Annotated in this window: 15 protein-coding genes and 1 tRNA gene; 10 read left to right on the top strand and 6 right to left on the bottom strand. The window is 63.6% G+C overall.

All coding sequences use genetic code 11. The annotated features are described in order from the left end of the window. The first annotated feature begins 9 nt into the window (after positions 1-9). Positions 10-1653, top strand: a complete 1644-nt coding sequence (locus Q0L48_RS05095) for a glycoside hydrolase family 43 protein (RefSeq protein WP_296718034.1) — start codon at positions 10-12, stop codon at positions 1651-1653. On the opposite strand, the gene Q0L48_RS05100 is transcribed toward Q0L48_RS05095, so the two are convergent. The 5 genes from Q0L48_RS05100 to Q0L48_RS05120 form a co-directional block, all read right to left on the bottom strand. Beyond that, on the bottom strand, positions 1650-2777 hold the full coding sequence (locus Q0L48_RS05100) for a hypothetical protein (RefSeq protein ID WP_296718036.1): 1128 nt from the start codon (positions 2775-2777) through the stop codon (positions 1650-1652). The genes Q0L48_RS05095 and Q0L48_RS05100 overlap by 4 nt on opposite strands. A gap of 28 nt (positions 2778-2805) precedes the next feature. Then, positions 2806-3831: a glycoside hydrolase family 5 protein gene (locus Q0L48_RS05105; RefSeq protein WP_296718037.1), complete on the bottom strand. Its 1026-nt coding sequence runs from the start codon at positions 3829-3831 to the stop codon at positions 2806-2808. Between the two features lie 90 nt (positions 3832-3921). Next, positions 3922-4926 (bottom strand): cupin-like domain-containing protein, encoded by a 1005-nt coding sequence (locus Q0L48_RS05110; RefSeq protein ID WP_296718039.1) that lies wholly within the window; start codon positions 4924-4926, stop codon positions 3922-3924. A 9-nt stretch (positions 4927-4935) separates the two neighbouring features. Then, positions 4936-7263, bottom strand: coding sequence for a glycoside hydrolase family 3 protein (locus Q0L48_RS05115; protein WP_296718041.1), 2328 nt, complete (start codon positions 7261-7263; stop codon positions 4936-4938). A 650-nt stretch (positions 7264-7913) separates the two neighbouring features. Continuing rightward, positions 7914-7989: transfer RNA gene (locus tag Q0L48_RS05120), tRNA-Val, on the bottom strand. A gap of 133 nt (positions 7990-8122) precedes the next feature. On the opposite strand from Q0L48_RS05120, the gene Q0L48_RS05125 reads away from it, so the two are divergent. From Q0L48_RS05125 to Q0L48_RS05165, 9 genes are all read left to right on the top strand, one after another. Further along, positions 8123-8710, top strand: a complete 588-nt coding sequence (locus Q0L48_RS05125) for a GNAT family N-acetyltransferase (protein ID WP_296718046.1) — start codon at positions 8123-8125, stop codon at positions 8708-8710. A gap of 33 nt (positions 8711-8743) precedes the next feature. Further along, entirely contained in the window at positions 8744-9730 is a 987-nt protein-coding gene (locus Q0L48_RS05130; protein ID WP_296718048.1) for an asparaginase, read from the top strand. 58 nt (positions 9731-9788) lie between these two features. After that, positions 9789-10202: an MbcA/ParS/Xre antitoxin family protein gene (locus tag Q0L48_RS05135; RefSeq protein ID WP_296718050.1), complete on the top strand. Its 414-nt coding sequence runs from the start codon at positions 9789-9791 to the stop codon at positions 10200-10202. After that, entirely contained in the window at positions 10199-10927 is a 729-nt protein-coding gene (locus tag Q0L48_RS05140; protein ID WP_296718053.1) for an RES family NAD+ phosphorylase, read from the top strand. The genes Q0L48_RS05135 and Q0L48_RS05140 overlap by 4 nt, the downstream gene beginning before the upstream one ends. Positions 10928-11121: 194 nt before the next feature. Next, positions 11122-12576 (top strand): efflux transporter outer membrane subunit, encoded by a 1455-nt coding sequence (locus tag Q0L48_RS05145; RefSeq protein WP_296718054.1) that lies wholly within the window; start codon positions 11122-11124, stop codon positions 12574-12576. Beyond that, entirely contained in the window at positions 12573-13904 is a 1332-nt protein-coding gene (locus Q0L48_RS05150; RefSeq protein ID WP_296718056.1) for an efflux RND transporter periplasmic adaptor subunit, read from the top strand. The genes Q0L48_RS05145 and Q0L48_RS05150 overlap by 4 nt, the downstream gene beginning before the upstream one ends. Then, positions 13901-14623 carry an ABC transporter ATP-binding protein gene (locus tag Q0L48_RS05155; RefSeq protein ID WP_296718058.1) on the top strand — a complete coding sequence of 241 codons (723 nt, stop codon included), beginning with the start codon at positions 13901-13903 and terminating at the stop codon, positions 14621-14623. The genes Q0L48_RS05150 and Q0L48_RS05155 overlap by 4 nt, the downstream gene beginning before the upstream one ends. Next, positions 14623-15819: an ABC transporter permease gene (locus Q0L48_RS05160; RefSeq protein ID WP_296718060.1), complete on the top strand. Its 1197-nt coding sequence runs from the start codon at positions 14623-14625 to the stop codon at positions 15817-15819. The genes Q0L48_RS05155 and Q0L48_RS05160 overlap by 1 nt, the downstream gene beginning before the upstream one ends. Before the next feature lie 391 nt (positions 15820-16210). Beyond that, on the top strand, positions 16211-16849 hold the full coding sequence (locus tag Q0L48_RS05165; protein WP_296718063.1) for a PEPxxWA-CTERM sorting domain-containing protein: 639 nt from the start codon (positions 16211-16213) through the stop codon (positions 16847-16849). Positions 16850-17056: 207 nt separating this feature from the next. Here Q0L48_RS05165 and Q0L48_RS05170 read toward each other — a convergent pair whose 3' ends face one another. Further along, positions 17057-18169 (bottom strand): zinc-binding dehydrogenase, encoded by a 1113-nt coding sequence (locus tag Q0L48_RS05170; RefSeq protein ID WP_296718065.1) that lies wholly within the window; start codon positions 18167-18169, stop codon positions 17057-17059. Positions 18170-18276 lie beyond the last annotated feature (107 nt).

The following is an 18276-nucleotide window of genomic DNA, read 5'->3' on the forward strand; positions in this document are numbered from 1 at the left end:
GATAACGGGATGACTGGCAAGATGGCGATGCTGTTCAGTGCGCTGGCACTGGCGGCGCATCCTGCAACGGCGCGAGATGTGGTCGCGACATTCGATTACCTGGCCTACGAATCGCGAGAGATCGAGATGCCAGCGCCAGAAGGTGCATTCCGCAACCCGGTCCTACCTGGCTTTCACCCGGATCCATCGATCGTACGGGTGGGCGATGATTTCTATGCTGTCACATCGACCTTCAGCTGGTTTCCCGGTCTGCCGATCCTGCACAGCACCGATCTGGTCAACTGGCGGCTGATCGGCAATGCGATCGACCGTCCGACCCAGCTCGATTTCAGCGGGCTGGGCACCAATCGCGGGCTGTTTGCGCCCGCTATCGAACATCACGACGGGCGGTTCTGGATCGTCAACACCTGCATCGAATGCGGCGGCAACTTCGTCATCACCGCCAGCGATCCGGCCGGGCCGTGGAGCGATCCGGCGTGGCTGGATTTCAGCGGGATTGATCCATCGCTGTTCTTCGATGCCGATGGCACCGCGTGGATCGTCTACAACGACGCGCCTCCGGGCGAGCCGCGTTACGAAGGGCACCGCGCCCTGTGGTTGCAGCAGTTCGATGCGCACACCGTGCAGGTCATGCCCGGCCGCACACTGCTGGTGGATGGCGGAGTCGATCCGTCCACCAACCCGATCTGGGCGGAAGGCCCGCATATCTACAAGGTGGGGGAGTGGTATTATCTGCTGACAGCAGAAGGCGGGACGGCTGACCAGCATTCGCAGACGATCTATCGTTCGCGCGCGCTGAAGGGGCCTTATACCCCCGGACCGTTCAACCCGATCCTGACCCAGCGCGATTTGCCCGCAGACCGGCCCGACCGGGTCGAAGCAACCGGCCATGCCGATATCGTCAAGCTCGACGATGACACATGGTGGGGCGTGTTTCTCGCCACGCGGCCCTTTGCCGGGCAATCGACGCTGATGGGGCGCGAGACTTTTCTGCTGCCGCTTGAATGGAAAGACGGCTGGCCGCGCTTCCTTGATCGGGGTGAAGCCGTGCCGATGGTGGCGGAAAGGCCAAATCTGCCCGCTGCAACCGGATCGGAATGGCAGAATTGGCGCGACGAGTTCGACGGCGCGCTATCGGATGAATGGATCGGCCTGCGCACACCGGGGCAGGAAGCATTGATTGCGGTCGATGCGGGCGAGCTGCGCGTTGTCGCCGGGCCAGCAGCGGCGGGCAGCCTCGGCAAGCCCGCCTTTATCGGTCGCCGCCTGCGTCATCACAAGGCCGAGTTCACCACCCGCCTCACCTTCGCTCCGCAGCGCGGCGGCGATTTTGCCGGGCTGCTCGCCTTCATGGACGAACATCACTTCCTCGCCGCAGGCAAGGAACGCGGGCGGCTGGTTGTGCGGCTGCGCACGTCGGCGGAGCAAGGAACAAGCGGCGTGGTTGTGACCGATCAACCGCTGACCGCCGAAGGACCAGTCGAACTCAAGCTCGCGCTCGACGGCGGCAGTGCCCGCATATTCTGGCGGAGTGCGGACGCGGACGAATGGCAGCAGGTGGGCGAGACGATCAATGTCGAACCGCTCGCCTCGGTTCATGCCGGGCTGTTCACAGGGCTGGTCGTCGGCCCCTACGCCTACTCGCCGGGCTAGTTGGTCTTGAAGATGTAGACCGGACCGATCTCGACGTTTTGTTTGGCACCGGCAAAGTGCAGCGCCGCCACGGCGTCGCCCGGTCCGAAGCCGCGGGTTGCGGTGAAGGGCAGTTTGACCATCTGCCACCGGTCGCCGACTTTGAACACCTTGTCACCGAACCCTTCGAACGGAGGGAAGGCGCCCTGGATGCGAGCGTAAATCAGGCCCTTTGCATCCTCGGTTTCGGCACTGATTGTTCGCGCCACGATCGCGACCATCATCTGGTCGCCTTCCTTGACGGCGGTAGTGATCGGGATCGCGGTGCTCAGGTCCCAGCGGTTTTCGCCCACTCGTGAAGTGGTGAAGCTGGTCGCCTTCTGAAGCCAGATTTCGGGGACGTCGAGTTCCTGCCAAGTCCCGGCCGTGCCGCCATGACCCCAACCGCGTCGGGTGGGATCGTTGATCAGTTGCCCTGCGCTGCGCAAGCCATCGGGCATTTCGATGGTGGACGGATCCTTGAGAGTGGGTTGCGGGTCTGTAGCTGCCACTTCAGTGGTAGCCACGATCGTCGCGGAGCCCTTGACGACGATCGCCTGGCCAATCTCGACCTGCTGCCTGGCACCGGCCAGTTGCAGCGCCACGATGGCATCGGCGCGGCGTATGCGTTTGTCGGCGAGTGTGCTGACTTCGTACCAGTCCCACTCCGAACCGATCAGGACATTGGTGTCGCCGAACCCGCCATAGGGTGCAGCGTTTTCCTGAATGCGGACGCCGATGACGCCCTTGCCGTCGCTGCGTTCGCTGCTAACGCTCCGGGCGTAGAAGCCTACCGTCACCCGGTCGCCGCTGTCGATTTGCGCAATCAGTGGCACGTTGGCGGCCACGTCATAAATATTGGCGCCCTTGGCTTTGATATCGAACACGCGCGCCGCGCCGCCGCCGGGAATTTCCTCTGCCGCGCGTCCGCTGGTTTCGTAGTTGGTGCCATAGCTTTCCCAGTCGATCCGAGTCGGATCATTGATCAGGTCGCCGGGCACCTGTTCGTCGAATGCGGCCAGTTCGGGCGGCAATTGTGCCGTCACCGGGGTTGCGATGCACAGCAGAGCAGCGCCCGTAGCAAGCGCGATGCGATAGTGGTTCATCATGGTCACCTTTCGCTCGTCTCGTTCTTCAGTTCGATTCCTTGAGCCCCAATGCGCCGAGCATCCCCGGCATCCATTCGCGTTTCTCGCTGTCGTAGAACGGGAAGGTGTTCGTGTAGGCCCATACGCACACGCCAATGCCGGTGGGCGCAAAGGCATCGGTGATTGTGCGGTGATACTTCACTCTATCGTTGAGCGAGATGTGTCGATCGAAAGCGCCGACCTCGCCCATGAACGGGGTCTTGCCCGTGCGGTTTATATAGGATTGCACCGCCAGCACATCATTGGCGAGTTGGGCCGCATCGGCATGGGTGGGGAAACTGCGACCCACTGGCGGAATATCGGGCGCGGTCCACTCCGCTCCCTGATGGGTATAGGCAAACGGGTCGTAATAGTGAAAGGTGGGGTGCACATTGGGGTCATCAGGCAGCGGCAGCGTCTCAAGCGACTTGATGCCGCTCCAGTTTTCACCGCCTATGATGACCGCGCGGGTCGGATGCACCGCGCGCACTTCCTTCATCGCCGGCGCCAGCGTCGCAAGCAGGTTGGTGTGGTTGAAGTTCTTGTGCGGTTCGTTTTCCAGTTCGAACCATAGCGTGTCTTCGGGGTAGCCGGCAAAGCGCGCTGCGATCTGTTTCCATACCCCGCCATGCCATGCGGCAACAGCCAGCGGATCATCATGGATCGGATCGAAATGGTGGCTGTTGAGGATGACGTTGAGGTCTTCCGCCAGCGCCCAGTCGACGATCTGTTGCACCCGGTCCATCCACTTGGGATCGACCGTATAGGGCGGCTTGTCGCTGGACTTGTTGTGCCAGCGCACGGGGATGCGGACCGTATCGAAGCCCGCTGCCTTGATGCGTTCGAAATCCGCCTTGCGCGCCGGAGCGCCGCCCCATGCGCCTTCGGTCTGCGGTTCCAGCGTATTGCCCATGTTGATGCAGGTGCCGACCGGCAGCGCTTTGGCGGTTGGGGCCGGAGCCTGCGCCTGTAAGGGTGCGAGGCCTGACGCTGCTACCGCCAGCGCCGATGCCAAAGCCATGGCTTTCATCATTCTCTCCCCATGTGTGCGGCCTTGCTGGCCTGCTTGTGGTAACGCTACCAAATATTTGCCGCTTGGCAATTCCCAATCGGCCCAAACGGATCAGGGGCTGCCCAGCACCTGCAGGATGAAGCGGCGGATCTGTTCGTCGCGCTGCGGCGATGCTGGCCCGTTCACCCCCTGTGCGTGCGGCGGCAGGTGCGCGGCGGCATCGCCCGCCTGCTCATCGAACACGAAATGATCGAACCATGTGCGCCACGCCGCGCGCTGCGCTGCTGGTTGTTCGCGGATCGCCAGCATAGCGTGCACCAGCGCCAGAAACCCGCCGCCGCGCGAGGCATCATTGTGCCAGTAATTCACCAGCACATTGATGGGCGCGCTGGCTGCGACATGGTGCCACCACAGAGTTGGAATGTAGATCGCATCGCCCGGTTCAAGCTCGGCAAACTGCGCCAGTCCTTCTGCCTTCGCATAGCGCGGATAGCGTGCATGATCGGGCGCAAGCGGATCGACCATGCTCACCGGCTGCCCGGCAAGCGTGATGTTGAGCGGGCCAACATAGAGCTCGGGCGTCGCTGCGGGCGGAAACAGCGTGAACCGGCGGCGTCCGGCGGCGACGACCGCGATATTGTCAGACAGATCGAAATGGGTGGCGACCTGCGTCGCGTTGCCCAGCCATATGCGCGCGGTCGCTTCCATCGCGGCAACCAGCGGCAGCGGGTTCGCTGCGCCAAGAGCGGGCAGGTGGCGGGCGATCTCGGCGGCTCCGGCATAGATGCCGATGGGGTGCGGTGTGTCTGCGATATCGCGGAGATGCCGCGCCAGCGCGGCCAGCGTCATCTGTTCCCGCCGAAAATTGAACCCGCGCATATCGGGCGTGTAAAAAAATCGCCCCGCTTCCGATGGCGGGGCAACCATCACATCGGCTGGCAGCCCGGTATCGGCCTGCAAGACCAGATCCAGCGCGGCGTTCGCATCGGTCTCGCCCGCCGCCACCAGCGGCCAATCCGCAGCCAATCCGCGCATCACGACCGGACGAAACGCGGCCCTGACATCGCGCTCGAAACTCGCGGCATCGGGGATCGCAATTTCGTCGACGGGCGTCATGGCGTCAGATCAGGTGCATGGCACAACGCGCTCGGCATCGCTGCCGAGCCGCACTTCGGCAATGGCGTAATCCGCCGCGCCTTCGGTTTCGAGCACGAAGGGCCGGTTGAGATTGGTCACGTCGGCTCCCTTGTTGCGCAGGCATTTGAGCGGAATGCCATAGCGGACATAGTCGCTTCCGGCGGCGAGATCGAGCGCGGCATAGCCGCTGCCATTGGGCCCGATCGCGCCGATCCGCGCGCGCTGCGGTGCGGCCCAGCTGCGCAGTGTGACCAGCAGCATCACATCGGCATTGGTTTCGCGGTCGATATCGACACCTTCGAAATTGCCGAGCTGCACGCTTGCCGTGCCGCCTGCGATGGTGAAGCGGCGTGCGCCTTCCTGCACCTTGAAGTTTTCCGCCGTCACCCGCACGCGTCCGCCCAGCGCGTCTGCCGGAACAGTGGTGATGCGCGTTCCGGCATCGCTGCCCGTGCCTTCGATCATCAGCGACCAGCGCGCGGCGGGGGCGCCAGCGTTGAACCACAGGCGACTGTCGCCCGCGAGGTTGCCGGTGTCGAGTTCGGGCAGCGCAGTCCAGCCGGTGGCGGGCGCGGTGTAATCCAGCCCGTAACCGAACGGAAACAGCGTCCCTTCGCTCAGCAGCGTGGTGCGCGGCCAGGCGGCCGGCAGCTTTCCGGCAAAATCGAACCGCGGCTTGCCGGCAGCATCGCCCACCAGCACGTCTGCAACGCCGCCGCCTTCGCTGCCCGGCAGCCATGCGACCACAAAGGCATCGGCGGCATTGAGCGCGGGGTTCACATACAGCGGCCGCCCGGTGATCATCACCGCGACCACTGGGATTCCCTGCGCATGCAGCTTGCGCATGGTTTCGTAAGGCGCGGTCAATTCGGGATCGAGCACCAGCGCTTCGCGGTCACCCTGAAACTCGGCATAGGGCGTCTCGCCGAACACCACCACGGCGGCATCGGGACGGTCGGTGAAGCTGCCATCGGGCGAGATCACGGCGCTGCCTCCGCCCGCTTCGACCGCCTGTTTCAACCCGGTTCCGATCGAAGTTGCGCCGGGGAAGTGGCTGTTGTCGATCCCGGTGCCCTGCCAGCTCAGCGTCCATCCGCCCGATTGCCGTGCAATATCGTCCGCGCCGTCACCCGCGATCAGCAGGCGCTGGCCCGGTGCCAGCGGCAGAACGCCTTCGTTCTTGAGTAGCACCAGCGATTTGCGCACTGCCTCACGCGCAACAGTGCGGTGTTCAGGCGCGCCGAGCAGGTCATACCGGCCGGAGTATGGGCGCTCTGACGGTTTGGGTGCAGTGAACAGGCCGAGCCGCGCCTTGACCCGAAGAATCCGCGCCACGGCCTCATCGATCCGCGCCATCGGGATCGTACCCGCCTGCGCACGCGCCAGCAGATCGGCGTAGATCGGCTTCCACGTATCGGGCGCCATATACATGTCGACGCCGGCCATCAGTGCCTGTGGGCAGACTTCATTGGTGCAGCCCGCGACCTGGCCGTGAGCGTTCCAGTCCGACACCACAAATCCGCCGAAATCCATGCGATCTTTAAGCACGCCGGTGACGAGCGAGTGATTGCCAGTCATCTTGACGCCCTGCCAGCTGGAGAAGCTGACCATCACGGTTGAGACGCCCTCGGCAATCGCCGGTCCGTAGGGGAGTCCGTGAATATCGCGCAGGTCTTCTTCCGAGATCGAACTGTCGCCTTGATCGACCCCGTTGTCGGTACCGCCGTCGGCGAGAAAGTGCTTTGTCGAAGCCAGCACCCACGGGCCAGCCAGCAGATTATCGTTGCTTGGTGAGCCTTGCAAACCGCGTACCATCGCGCCGACATAGGATGCGACGAGTTCGGGGTCGGACGAATAGCCTTCGTAGGCGCGACCCCAGCGGAAGTCCTGCGGCACGGCCACAGTCGGCGCGAAGGTCCACTCCTGACCTGTAACCCGGATTTCCTTGGCAGTGATGGCACCAATCCGCTCGATCAGCTCTGCATCGCGCATCGCGCCGAGGCCGATATTGTGAGGAAAGATCGTGGCGCCGATGATGTTCGAATGTCCGTGCACGGCGTCGATCCCCCAGATCATCGGTATGCCGACACCGCCATCCGATCGATCCACTGAGGCAAGGTAGAACTCGTCAGCCGTCTCCAACCATTCAGGGGCAGGGGCCAGATCGTTCCCCTCCGGCCCACTATTTCCACCAACAAGGATCGAGCCGAGTTTGTATTTTCTGAGATCATCCGGAGTGACGCAGCATAGATCGGCTTGTACCAACTGCCCGATCTTTTCCTCGATCGTCATGCGTCCAATCAGGTCCGCAATCATCTGCTCGTGATCCAAACTGATCGGCACAGGATAGTCGTAGGCCGGCCAATGCTCAGGGCGGGCCACACCCCTCTCGGTCGGTGCGATTGTTTCAGCGGAAGCTGGCGTCGTTGGTTCATGGATAGCGCTAGCCGCCATTGGCGACGCGGTCGCGACTGCCAGTATCCCGGCTGCGAAATACGCAGTTTCCCGACCAAAACGAATCATCAGTACCGTCTCCCGCGACAGAATTCCCGTCGTCCGCCCCCGTTCTTTGCGAGCGCTACCATTCTCTTAGGAAAGACTGGAGCTCAAAGTCAAATTCAAGGATTATCTGTCGGTTCGATGAGCGTAAAAGATGTTATAACTATCTATAAATATGAATTAAAAGATTTGGAATGCTTGACCATCAAATCCTCATCCACCCTTTTGGTAGCGATATCAGGCGGTATCCGCACAAGAGGCAGGCCGTTTGCGGCATATATCCGCGCGCGACCGGGAACTCGGTACGGATTACGCTCTTCGGGCTGATTTGGCAGGGGCGGACTGTCGTGCCCACGCTCGCCCCCGAGATTGGTCGGCGATACAGCGACCAAAGTCAAAGCAGGGTCGGTCTTTATCAGTTGCTCGCCAACCGAATTTACCGTGATGAGAACATCCGCATGGTTGCATGGTGGGCGGTGACGGGCTCGAACCGCCGACCCTCTCGGTGTAAACGAGATGCTCTACCAACTGAGCTAACCGCCCTGCGGTGCAGGAGTGCGCCGTTTAGCGGGGATTGCTCGCCGGTCAAGCCGGGTTTGCGCCACCCCGGGGACAGGTGGCGGGGGAAAGCGAAGCTGCTATGATTGCGGCTCCAGCCTTAGCGGGACGATATGCCATGATCATCGAAACGCATCTGAACGACGGCACCCCCGTCTGCATCCGCCGGGTGCGCAAGGACGACGAACAGCGACTGAAAGACGGGATTGCGAGGCTTTCTCCGCAATCGCGCTATCTGCGGTTCTTTTCCGGAATGCGCGAAGTCCCGCCGCAGGTTCTGCAGGCGCTGGTGACGGTCGACGGACATAAACACATTGCCTGGGGCGCGCTGCGATCCGATCTGGCCGATACCCCGGCGCTGGGGGTGGTGCATGCCTTCCGGGACAAGGACGATCCCGAGACGGCGGAATTCTCGGTCGCGGTGATCGACGAGTATCACGGGCAGGGCCTTGCCCGGCTGCTGTGCGCGGTGCTGCTGCTCGATTGTGCGCGCGAGGGGCTGGATCATCTGGAAGTGCACATCCTGCCCGAAAACCGCCCGGCGCTGGCGCTTGCCCGGTCGCTCGGGGCGGAGGGGCGGGGCTATGAAGACGGGGTGTCGCAGTTCGAGATCGACATACCCGAGGCGCTTGCCGCACTGAAGGTCGAGGCGGACGTGCCGGGGCTTGCCGCCGTGTTTGCGCAGTTCGCCGACGCGGTGGACTAGCCGCCCCTGCGGCCCGCGGCTAAGGCAGCGGCCATGGCAAAAGCGCGTATCCTTGTTCTGGGCACCGGCGGCACGATTGCGGGCGCGGCGGGCAGCGCAACGGGCGGCGGTTACCGCGCAGGCGGACTGGCCCTGGCAGCGATGCTGGAGCAACTGGCGGCGCTGGGGCTGGATGCCGATCTGGTGCCGCACGAGGTCGCGCGGATCGGATCGCAGGATATCGGCTGGCCGCAGTGGCAGGCGCTCCATGCTGCGTGCCATGGCGCGATGGACGATCCGGCGATCACCGGGGTCATCATCACCCACGGCACCGATACGGCGGAGGAGACCGCCTTCCTGCTCGATCTCACCTTGCCGACTCACAAGCCGGTGGTGCTGGTTGGCGCGATGCGGCCTGCCGATGCGGTGGGGGCGGACGGGATGCGCAACTTCGCCAACGCAGTGAAAGTGGCGAGCGACAGCCAGGCTGCAGGGCGCGGCGTGATGCTGGTGATGGGCGACAATGTGCTGGCCGCGCGCGATGCCCGCAAGGCGGCGACCGCGCAGATCGATGCCTTCAAAAGCTTCCCGCGCGGAAGCATCGCGCGTGTCACTCCGGCGAACCTCGATTGGTTCGGCCCGCCGCACCGCGTCGGTGAGGCCGCGCGCTATGCTTTCCCCGACAGCCTGCCGCGTGTCGCGATCCTGACAGCGGGCGCGGGGATGGACGAACAGCCGGTGAAGGCGCTGCTCGGCATCGGGTGCAAGGGCATGGTGCTGGCCGGAATGGGGCAGGGCAACGCGCCCGCCTGTGTGCTGGCGGCGCTGGCCGATGCGGCGGCGGCAGGCGTGCCGGTGGTGCGATCGACGCGGGTGGACGAAGGGCTGGTCGACCGCAACGTCGAGGTCGATGACGATGCGTTGGGGCTGGTTGCGGCCCGCGCGCTCGGCCCGGCCAAGGCGCGGATGCTGCTGATGGTGCTGATCGCGTGCGGGATCACGGACGTAGCCCGCATACAGGCGGCGTTCGACGGCGGATAGGCTGCAAAGGTTGCCAAATGGCATGAATGTTTCTATATTATGCCATATGGAGACTGCCATGCTGGCTTTGCAACCTGTTGATACCGAAGTTCCCGCTTTCCGCCCCGACCCGATCACGCAGGACGAGGGCGCTGCCATGTTCAGGGCAGCGGTCAACCTGTTCGGCAAGTGGGAGGTGACCGATGAACAGGCGGCGACCCTGCTCGATATGCCTGTCCGGTCCTATCGGCGCTGGAAGGCGGAAGGGCCGGGACGGATATCGCGCGACGGACGCGCGCGGCTTTCCAACCTGATGGGCATTCACAAGGCGCTGCGGATCATCTTTTCGCAAAGCGCGCGCGGCTATGCGTGGATCAGGGCCGCCAACGAAGCCTTTGCCGGAGCCAGCGCGCTCGACGTGATGCTCGGCGGAGAATTAACCGACATCATGCGGGTGCGCCGCTATCTGGATGCGACGCGCGGTGGCTGGTGACAGGCCCTGCTGACATTCCCGTTTCGCCTGTTGCGTGGACAGGCGCAGTCAGGATCATCCGCAGCGCCTACCCGCCGATCGACCTGTTCGAGGATGTCGCCGACCCCGCCGATTGGGCGCTGCTGATATCGGCGGAACAGAAGACCAATCCCCGCATCATGGCGACGATCGGCAATCTCGATCTGGTTCCGGCTGACAGGCGGGTGGGTGGCAGCGGAGCATCATACCTGATGGCGCCGTTCACCCATGTCAGCGCCGACCGGCCGAGCCGGTTTACCGATGGCCGTTACGGCGTGCTGTATGTCGGCGACCGGTTCGAAACCGCGCTGTTCGAGACGATCCACCACCACGCCCGCTTCATGGCGAGAACCGGGGAAGCGCCGGGCTGGACGTCGCAGTTCCGCGAAATCATTCTGTCGGTGGAGGCCGCGCTGCACGATCTGAGAGCGCCGGATGCAGACACCGCGCCCGCGCTCGATCCGCAAAGCTACGCCGCCGGTCAGGCGCTGGCGGCGATGTTGAGGGGGATGGGGGCTGACGGGATCGTCTATCCCAGCGTTCGCCATGCGGGGGGCGAATGCGCCGCGCTGTTCTATCCCGACTGCGCGTCGAACCCATCGCAGGGGCGCCACCTCGATTATCACTGGGATGGCGAGCGCGTGGATTTTGTCCGCGACGCCGGATCGGGCGCGGTCTTCCGCGTCGTGGACCTGCGCGCCGGATGATCGACGGGGGATGCAGGTAAGCCGACGAACCTGCGTTGCCCAAAGCGGGGCAGGCTGGTAGCACCGGCATGACTTATTGTGGACTTCGCTGCGGGCGTGTTTCCATTGCCGGATCAATGAGGTAACGGACTGCGGAGAGAGAACGTTCAGGGGGCGCGTGGCTTGTTCCGACAACAACAGCAGGACTGTTCGTGATGACGATAGGCGATCGCAGTCGAACCGTGTGGCCGAAAGCTGGGCTTGGCGCGGTCTGCACGGCGCTGGCGCTGGCCGGATGCACAGTTCCGCGCGCCGATCCGCCGTCGCTGGAGATCGCGCAGCCTGTGCCGGAAGACTGGGCGCTCGCGCAGCCCGGCGGGACAGCGATCCCGCTCGATTCCTACTGGTTGATGCTGGACGATCCCTTGGTCGAGCAATTCGTCGCGCGGGCGCAGGATGAAAATCTCGATATCGTGCAGGCCGTAACGCGGCTGCGTGCGGCGCGTGCAGGCCTACGTCAGGCGCGCGCGGCGCGCGTGCCGACGATTACGGCCAGCAGCGGTGCGGGCCGGGATGTCGGCGATTTTGCCCGAGACGAAGTGCTGTACTCGCTCGGCGGCGATGTTTCGTGGGAAGTCGACCTGTTCGGCCGGATTGATGCTTCGGTCGATGCCGCGCGCGGCGATCTGCAGGCGGCAGGCTATTCGCTCGGCGATGTGAAGCGGGTGATCGTCGCACAGGTGGCGAGCCAGGTGGTGACAGCCCGCTCGGTCGCGGCGCAGTTGGCGATTGCGCGCGACACGCTGGCCAATCAGGACGACAACCTGCAAATCGCCCGCTGGCGCAATCAGGCGGGACTTGTCGCGACGCTGGATGTCGAGCAGGCGCGCACCCAGCGGGCGCAGACGGCGGCGGCGATCCCGCAGCTGGAAAGCAATCTGGCGGCGGTAGCGAACGCGATCTCCACCCTGATCGGCGAGCCGCCCGGCCGGGTCTATCGCCTGCTGGCCGATGCGCCGCGCGGCGTGCCGGTGCCACCGGCCGATGTCGAACTCACCGCGCCTGCCGATATGCTGCGCCGCCGGCCCGACGTCAGCGCCGCCGAAGCGCGGCTGGCCGCCGATCTAGACCGGGTGGGTGTTGCACGCGCGCAGCTTTATCCGCTGGTGCGGCTGACCGGCAGCGTCGGCACCAATGCGACCAATATCGAGAACCTGTTCGACATCGTGACCGGCAACGTCTTCGCCGGTCTGAGCCAGCTGATCTTCGACGGCGGGCGCGTTCGCGGACAGATCGAAGGCGCGCAGGCGATTGCTGACGGATCGCTGGCGGCATGGCGTCAGAGCATATTATTCGCGCTCGAGGATGTCGAAACCTCGGCAGTCGATCTCGAAACCAGCGCCGCGCGGGTCGTCGCATTGGCCGAGGCAAGCGACGGCGCGAGCAATGCGGCACTGCTGGCGCGCAGCCAGTATCAGGCGGGGCTGATCGATTTCCAGACATTGCTGGTGGTCGAAAGCCAGCTGCTCAGCACCCGCACCGCGCAGGTCAACGCCGAAGCCTCGCGCGCGCTTGCCTTTATCAGTCTGGCGCGCGCGCTGGGCGGCGGATGGTCGGTGCCGGACGGCGCCGGGCTTGAAGAAATTGCGGCGAAGGGGCCCAACCCATGAGTGATGCAGGCCAGATGAACGAAACGGGCAACCCGGCCGAACAGCCGAACGTGGACGAATTCCTGGGCACCAAGCCGAAGCCGCGCTGGCGGCGCACGATGAAGTATTGGCTGCCGGGCCTGATCATCCTCGCGCTGATCCTCACCATCGTCCAATGTTCCGGCGACCCGCCGCCGCCCGATTACATCACCGAGGAGGTGGCGCAGGAATCGCTCGATCTGTCGGTCACCGCGACCGGCAACCTGCGCCCGACCAATCAGGTCGAGGTCGGCGCGGAAGTCACCGGGCCAGTCGATTCCGTGCTCGTCGATGTCAATGACCGGGTGACCAAGGGGCAGGTGATCGCGGTGATCAACACCGAGATCATCGACCAGCAGATCGCCCAGTCGCGTGCCAATCTCAACGCCGCACGCGCCGCGCTGGCGCAGGCGCAGGCGACCTTCGACATCGACAAGGTGCAGCTCGCCCGGCTGGAAGAAGTGCGCCGCCTGTCCGATGGCCGCGTGCCATCGCTGATCGAAGTCGAACAGGCCGAAGCCGCGGTCGAGCGTGACCGTGCCGCAGTCGCATCCGCGCGCGCCAATATCGAAGCCGCCGATGCTTTGCTCAGAGGCAACCTGACCACCCGCAGCCGCGCCGTGATCCGCGCCCCGGTCAACGGGGTCGTGCTCGCCCGGCGGATCGAGCCCGGACAGACCGTGGTCGCCACCTTCAACACGGTGACCCTGTTCGTGATCGCCGAGGATCTGTCCAACATGGAGCTGCGCGTTTCGATCGACGAGGCCGATGTCGGTCAGGTCAAGGCAGGGCAGAAGGCCACCTTCACCGTCGATGCCTATCCGGGCCGCCGCTTTCCCGCGGTGCTCGAACGGGTCGATCTCGCCTCCAGCAACACCACGCAGGCCGCGGCCAGCGGCGCTGCGGCCAGTGCAGCGGGCGGATCGGTGGTCAGCTACGAAGCATTGCTCGCCGTGCGCAACCCCGACGGCGTGCTGCGTCCCGGCATGACGGCCACGGCGACGATCGCGACGGAGAACACCGGCACGGCGCTGCTGGTGCCGAACGCGGCGCTGCGCTTCCGACCGGAAGAGGAGGAGGCCGAGGGCGGCGGCGTATTCAACCCGCAAATCGGGCTCGAGGATCAGGGACAGCAGGCCAGCATCGGCGTCGGCAGCCGTCAGCAGGTGCAGGTGTTGCAGGCGGACGGCACCTTGCGCGCGGTTTCGGTGGTGACGGGCCGCAGCGACGGTCGGCGCACGGTCGTCCGGTCCTCCGATCTCGAGCCGGGCATGGAGGTCGTCACCGGGATCAAGGCCGCCGGACCGTGACCGAAGAACCGCTGATCGCGATGGAGGGCATCACCAAGACCTTCGGCAACGGGGCTGCCGCCTTTCAGGCATTGAAGGGCATCGACCTGACCATCGCGCGCGGCGAATTCGTGGCGATCATGGGGCCGTCGGGCTCGGGCAAATCGACCACCATGAATATCCTCGGCTGCCTCGATGTGCCGACCGGCGGCGTGTTCCGGTTCCGCGGGGTCGAGGTGCAGAAACTCGACCGCGACCAGCGCAGCCTGCTGCGCCGCCGCTATCTCGGCTTCGTGTTTCAGGGCTTCAACCTGCTCGCGCGCACCACCGCGCTCGAAAATGTCGAACTGCCGCTGCTCTATCGCGGCGAAAGCAAGACGCAGCGGCGCGAGGCGGCGATGCACGCGCTCGACCAGGTCGGGCTGGTGCCGTGGGCAAGCCACACCCCTGCCGAATTGTCGGGCGGCCAGCAGCAACGCGTCGCCATTGCGCGGGCGCTGGTGACACAGCCCGACGTGCTGCTGGCGGACGAGCCGACCGGCAACCTCGACAGCGAACGCTCGGTCGAGATCATGGAACTGCTGCAGCGGCTCAACCGCGAAGGCATCACCGTGCTGATGGTCACGCACGAGGAGGAGATGGCGTCGTATGCCAAAACCATCGTGCGGTTCCGCGACGGGGTGGTCGAACGGGTCGATCGCGGCGCACACAGCCTCGCCGATGACGGAGCGCCCGCCTGATGCTGGGCACCACCATCCTGCTGGCGCTGCGTGAAATCCGCCGCCATATCCTGCGCTCGATCCTGACCACGCTCGGCATCATCATCGGCGTGGCGGCAGTGGTGACGATGGTGACGCTCGGCAACGGGGTCACGGCATCGGTGCAGGAGGAGATTTCCTCGCTCGGCGCGAGCAATTTCATCGTGTTCCCGGTGCGCACCGATCGCGGCACGATCCGCCCGTTCGACGAGGCCGATGTGCGCGCGGTCGAACAGCAGATCGCCGGGGTGACGATTGCAGCGGGCAACGTGGCGGCCAACGCCACCGCGTTCTACAACGGGCAGGATTGGGACACGCGGGTGCAGGGCGTAAGCAATGCGTTCTTCGCCGCGCAATCGATCAAGATCGAGGAAGGCCGGCCGTTCAGCAGTGACGAAGAACAGGCTGGCAAGAATGTCTGCCTGCTCGGCACGAAGGTGCGCGAGGCGATATTTGTGCCGGGCACCAGCCCGGTGGGCGCACGCATGCGGTTGGGCGACGTTTCCTGCATGGTCATCGGCGTGGTCGAGGAGCGCGGGCAGGGCGGGGGCGGCGCGGATGATGACGATGCGGTCTACATGCCGATCAAGAACGTGCAGCGGCGGTTTCGCGGCAATGACAACCTCGATTTCTTCGTGGCCAAGTATGATGCCGCCTATGCGCCATCGGTGATTCAGACCTCGCTGGTGGACCTGCTGCGCGAGCGACGCTTGCTGCAAGGGTCGCAGCCCAATGATTTCAACGTGATCGACACAGCGCAGGTCAATCAGGCACTGGGCGCGGTCACCGGCGCGCTGACCGCAATGGTGGCGGTGATCGCCTCGATCAGTCTGCTGGTGGGCGGGATCGGGATCATGAACATCATGCTGGTTTCGGTGACGGAACGCACCCGCGAGATCGGCATCCGGCTGGCGATCGGCGCGTTGGCGCGCGAAGTGCGGCTCCAGTTCCTGACAGAAGCGGTGGTGCTGTGCGCTCTGGGCGGACTGGTCGGCATCGGCCTCGGCTTCGTCGCCTCGCTCGGGCTTGCGGCGGTGATCGACGTGCCGTTCGCCTTCGATCCGTTCATCAACATCGTCAGCTTCCTGTTCGCCGCCGGGATGGGGATCGTGTTCGGATACTACCCCGCCAGCCGCGCATCGCAGCTCGATCCGATCGACGCGCTGCGGCACGAATAGGCGTTGGCGGTATTCAGAAAACTGCCAGTTTCTAGCAGTGGCTACGTCCGCAAACCACCCATCGTCGCTCATAACCACGACCCGTGCGCGATTCTGAAAACTGTATGGCGGCTTAGGCCATCTTCTGGATAATTCCGGACATTCGGCTATCGACCCCATTTAGGAATTACAGCCTGCAAACTATGAGCAGGTCTTGGGTAATTTCATTAACTAACTGATCTCCTTGAAAATCGGGGGAAACCGCTGAGTCGATGACATGTATCGATTTGATACAGTTAGATTGATTTAGCTATCTCGCGTTGCCGATCTTGCGATTATTGTTGATAGGTTATACAAGAAAATACGTATCCAGCGTGCTGATCTGGCGCGCCGTGCTCTCGAGGAGATAGATGTGAAAACGAGTTTTCGGACTTTTCTGCCATTGATGGCCGCATCTGTGATTGCGACAGCCCCGGCCCATGCAGCAACGACAATTGAAGACACTACTACGAATGGTACCAGTAAGTATCGGCTTGTTGTCTCGGATACTGCAATCAATTGGAATGATGCTAGGGCACAAGCGATAAATATAGGTGGCTACCTTGCCAATATCACATCACTTGTTGAACAGAATTTTTTAAAGGACTGGCTCGCCAATCGCTACAGCAATGTATGGATTGGGGCAAGTGATGTAGGCGAAGAAGGTAAGTGGATTTGGATGGACGGGCCAGAAGCTGGTCTTAATTTTTGGAATGGGGCTGCAAACGGCGCTACAACCCCCGGATCTTTTGCTGCCTGGGGCACCGTGAGGTTCAGCGAACCAAACAATTCAGGAAATGAAGATTACGGATCATTCAACACCTCGTACGGTGGCCCTGATGGCGCTTGGAACGATTTGCAATTGAACGGGAACAACGTAACGCGAGCGTTCTTCGTTGAGTCTGCGGTGCCGGAACCGGGCACATGGATGCTAATGATTCTTGGTTTGGGCGCAGTCGGCTTTGCTATGCGGCGGCGTCAAAAGGTGGGCGTACGTTTTCAGTTCGCTTGATTTACAAGCCAGTCTGTCAAATGCCGAGGGGGTCGACCAAACAGTCGGCCCCTTCGCCTTTTTTGGAGGGTTAAAAGGCTAGAGAAAAAAGCCGAAATTCACGAAACCACCCAATATCGGCGATTCAAACCCAAGCCGCCGTTCGCCGAAAGCAGTCGTTTCCGCAAATGATCGCGGCCCCCGCCTGAGCGGGGGCGCGCGCTTGCATCAGGCCCAGGGCGTGACGAGATATTTCTCGCCGGTCTTCATCTGGCGGTAATCGCAGATGGCGTCCTTCTCCAGCATCCCTTCGAGGCTGACCTTGGCCTTGTAATGGCTGGCAAAGGTGGTGGTGAGGTTCTGCTGCACCCGCGTGCGCATCCGCACCACGGTCTCCATCCCTGCGCGCTGCAGGAAGGGGGTCAGCAGCCAGCCCGAAATGCTCCATTGCAGGCCATACGAAGGCGTCAGGATGGTCGGGCTGAGGTCGAGCCGCCCGTACATGTACATCTTCTTGTCCTGGTTCGATCCATAGCGCGAAAACTCGGCCATCTGGCTGGATGCGACCTGTTCCATCGCCTTCAGCACGCCGTCGCTGGCCTGTCCGCCGCCGATCGGATCGAAGCCGAGGAACGCGCCGGTTTCCTTAATCGCGGCACGCAGATCGGCCATGTAGGTCGGGGCCGACGAGTTGACGACATGCGTCGCGCCCTGCGATTTCAGCAGTTCGACATGCTCGTCCTTGCGCACGATGTTGACCAGTTTCATGCCGTCTTCCACGCAGATGCGGTTGAGCATCTGGCCAAGGTTCGACGCCGCGGCGAGGTGGATGATGGCGTCATGGCCCTCCATCTTCGCGGTCTCGACAAAGCCCAGCGCGGTCATCGGATTGACGAAGCTGGATGCGCCCGCCTCGCACGAATTGTCGCCCAGCGGGATGCACATCATCGCCTCGGCAATGGCATACTGGCTGAAGGCATGGCCCGGAACGCAGGCGACCCGCGCGCCCATCAGCGCCTTGGCCATGTCGCTGTCGCCGGTGGCGATCACCGTGCCTGCGCCTTCGTTACCGGCGGTGAGGCGCTGGCCGTGGCGGCCCTTCTGGCCCGACAGGAAGGGTTCGGGCATTTGCGCGACGACCTTGCCCGGGGTGTATTCGGCGTTTGCGAAATCGGCGGCGCTGGTGAGGATCGCCAAGTCCGAGGGGTTGATCGGCGCGGCCTCCATCTTGACCAGCACCTGATTGCCGGTGGGCGCGGGAAAGGTGCTTTCCGCCACTTCCAGCGTCAGCTTGCCGTCTGCGGTGAGGGTGGTGAAAAGCTGTTTGCCGGTGGTGGTCATTATGGTTCCTCTCGTGTTTCGTCATTGCGAGGAGCCGAAGGCGTCGCGGCAATCCAGCTCCGGGAGTGGACTGTCTCGCTACGCCTGCAATGAAGCGATGGCTAGGG

It is taken from the genome of Erythrobacter sp., from assembly GCF_024305245.1.
In the GTDB taxonomy this organism is placed as follows: Bacteria; Pseudomonadota; Alphaproteobacteria; order Sphingomonadales; family Sphingomonadaceae; genus Erythrobacter.

Coding starts and splice junctions, on each gene's coding strand:
- Q0L48_RS05150 (WP_296718056.1), top strand. CDS start 12,573: ATGAGTGATGCAGGCCAGATGAACGAAACGGGCAACCCGGCCGAACAG.
- Q0L48_RS05160 (WP_296718060.1), top strand. CDS start 14,623: ATGCTGGGCACCACCATCCTGCTGGCGCTGCGTGAAATCCGCCGCCAT.
- Q0L48_RS05110 (WP_296718039.1), bottom strand. CDS start 4,926: ATGACGCCCGTCGACGAAATTGCGATCCCCGATGCCGCGAGTTTCGAG.
- Q0L48_RS05115 (WP_296718041.1), bottom strand. CDS start 7,263: ATGATTGCGGACCTGATTGGACGCATGACGATCGAGGAAAAGATCGGG.
- Q0L48_RS05135 (WP_296718050.1), top strand. CDS start 9,789: ATGCTGGCTTTGCAACCTGTTGATACCGAAGTTCCCGCTTTCCGCCCC.
- Q0L48_RS05095 (WP_296718034.1), top strand. CDS start 10: ATGACTGGCAAGATGGCGATGCTGTTCAGTGCGCTGGCACTGGCGGCG.
- Q0L48_RS05145 (WP_296718054.1), top strand. CDS start 11,122: ATGACGATAGGCGATCGCAGTCGAACCGTGTGGCCGAAAGCTGGGCTT.
- Q0L48_RS05125 (WP_296718046.1), top strand. CDS start 8,123: ATGATCATCGAAACGCATCTGAACGACGGCACCCCCGTCTGCATCCGC.
- Q0L48_RS05130 (WP_296718048.1), top strand. CDS start 8,744: ATGGCAAAAGCGCGTATCCTTGTTCTGGGCACCGGCGGCACGATTGCG.
- Q0L48_RS05100 (WP_296718036.1), bottom strand. CDS start 2,777: ATGAACCACTATCGCATCGCGCTTGCTACGGGCGCTGCTCTGCTGTGC.
- Q0L48_RS05170 (WP_296718065.1), bottom strand. CDS start 18,169: ATGACCACCACCGGCAAACAGCTTTTCACCACCCTCACCGCAGACGGC.
- Q0L48_RS05105 (WP_296718037.1), bottom strand. CDS start 3,831: ATGATGAAAGCCATGGCTTTGGCATCGGCGCTGGCGGTAGCAGCGTCA.